This is a genomic window from Streptomyces sp. NPDC050564, from assembly GCF_044457265.1.
Taxonomy (GTDB): Bacteria; Actinomycetota; Actinomycetes; order Streptomycetales; family Streptomycetaceae; genus Streptomyces.
The window spans coordinates 1-1,989 of the sequence record NZ_JBITGS010000114.1 but is presented as its reverse complement, the minus strand read 5'-3'; the positions used below and the strand labels follow the sequence as shown (position 1 = coordinate 1,989).

Below are 1,989 nucleotides of genomic sequence, written 5' to 3'. Positions count from 1 at the left end.
GCCATGTGGCACTCGTCGCCGCCGGAAGGGAAGTCGCCGAAGTAGTCGACCACGTCCTCCGGCCACTGGTTCGCCTCCGCCAGCAGCACCGTGTCCGGATAGTGCGTGTCGATCTCCTTGCGCACGTGCTTGAGGAACTCGTGGGTCGCCGGAAGGTTTTCGCAGTTGGTTCCCTCGACCTGGTAGAGGTACGGCACCGCGTCCAGCCGGAAGCCGTCGATCCCGAGGTCCAGCCAGAACCGCAGCGCGGAGATCATCTCCTCCTGCACCGCCGGGTTCTCGTAGTTGAGGTCCGGCTGGTGGGAGAAGAAGCGGTGCCAGAAGTACTGCTTGCGGACGGGGTCGAAGGTCCAGTTGGAGGCCTCGGTGTCGACGAAGATGATGCGGGCGTCCTGGTACTGCTTGTCGTCGTCGGCCCAGACGTAGTAGTCCCCGTAGGGGCCGTCGGGGTTGGTGCGCGATTCCTGGAACCACGGGTGCTGGTCGCTGGTGTGGTTCATGACGAAGTCGATGATCACGCGCATGCCGCGCTGGTGGGCGGCGTCGACGAACTCGACGAAGTCGGCGAGGTCACCGAATTCGGGCAGGACGGCGGTGTAGTCGGAGACGTCGTACCCGCCGTCCCTGAGCGGGGACTTGAAGAACGGGGGCAGCCACAGGCAGTCGATGCCCAGCCACTGGAGGTAGTCAAGCTTCGCGGTCAGGCCCTTGAGGTCGCCGACGCCGTCGCCGTTGCTGTCCTGGAAGGAGCGGACCAGGACCTCGTAGAAGACGGCGCGTTTGAACCAATCGGGATCGCGGTCCCTGGCCGGTGTGTCCTCGAACGTGTCCGGGACGGGCTCGTTGACGATCATGTTGTGGGTGACCCTCCGATCTGCGGTGAGGACGGTCGCAGGACGGTGAGGATGTGCGCGGGCCTATGCCCTGGCTCGAGACGCACATAGTTGGCCCTGCCCCAGTTGTAGGTCTCGCCGGTGAGCTCGTCGCGCACCGGCACGGACTCGTGCCAGTCCAGGCCGAGTTGCGGCATGTCCAACGAGACCGTGGCCTCCTGGGTGTGGTGGGGGTCGAGGTTGGCCACCACCACAACCGTGTTCGAACCGCGTGCGTCCGCTGCAGACTTCGAGTAGGCGATCACCGCCTCCTTGTCCGTGTGATGGAAATGGAGGTCGCGCAACTGACGCAAAGCGGGGCTGCGCCGCCTGATCGCGTTGAGCGCGCCCACCAATGGCGCGATGCTACGTCCGTCACGCTCCGCCGACTCCCAGTCGCGCGGTCGCAGTTGGTACTTCTCCGAGTTCAGATACTCCTCGCTGCCGTCACGCAGCGGGGTGTTCTCACAGAGTTCATACCCGCTGTAGATCCCCCAGGTCGGCGACAGCGTCGCGGCGAGAACCGCCCGTACCTCGAAGGCCGGCCGGCCGCCGCGCTGCAGGAACTCGTGCAGGATGTCGGGGGTGTTGACGAAGAAGTTGGGCCGCATGTACGCGGCCGCCTCGCCCGACAGCTCGGTGAGGTAGTCGGTCAGCTCCTCCTTGGTGTTGCGCCAGGTGAAATAGGTGTACGACTGCTGGAAGCCGACCGCCGCGAGCGTGTGCATCATCGCGGGGCGGGTGAAGGCCTCCGCCAGGAAGATCACATCGGGGTCGGTGCGATTGATGTCCGCGATCACCCGCTCCCAGAACACCACCGGCTTCGTGTGCGGATTGTCGACGCGGAAGATCCGTACGCCATGGCTCATCCAGTGCCGCAGCACGCGCAGCGTCTCCTGGACCAGCCCCGGCATGTCCTTGTCGAAGGCGATCGGGTAGATGTCCTGGTACTTCTTCGGCGGGTTCTCGGCGTAGGCGATCGTGCCGTCCGAACGGTGGTGGAACCACTCGGGGTGCTTCTTCACCCACGGGTGGTCGGGGGAGCACTGGAGCGCGAAGTCGAGGGCGACCTCCAGGCCGACGCCCGCGGCCCGGCGTACGAACGCGTCGAAGTCGT

Annotated in this window: 1 protein-coding gene and 1 pseudogene; both read right to left on the bottom strand. The window is 65.6% G+C overall.

Features of this window, described 5'->3' with window-relative positions:
* Positions 1–854 (bottom strand): alpha-amylase family glycosyl hydrolase (locus ACIBK0_RS51885; RefSeq protein ID WP_399097543.1); only part of this gene is annotated, 854 nt, incomplete at its 3' end.
* Positions 851–1,989 (bottom strand): annotated as a pseudogene (locus tag ACIBK0_RS51880) (alpha-1,4-glucan--maltose-1-phosphate maltosyltransferase); the annotation flags it as partial. The pseudogene ACIBK0_RS51880 and the gene ACIBK0_RS51885, both read right to left, overlap by 4 nt.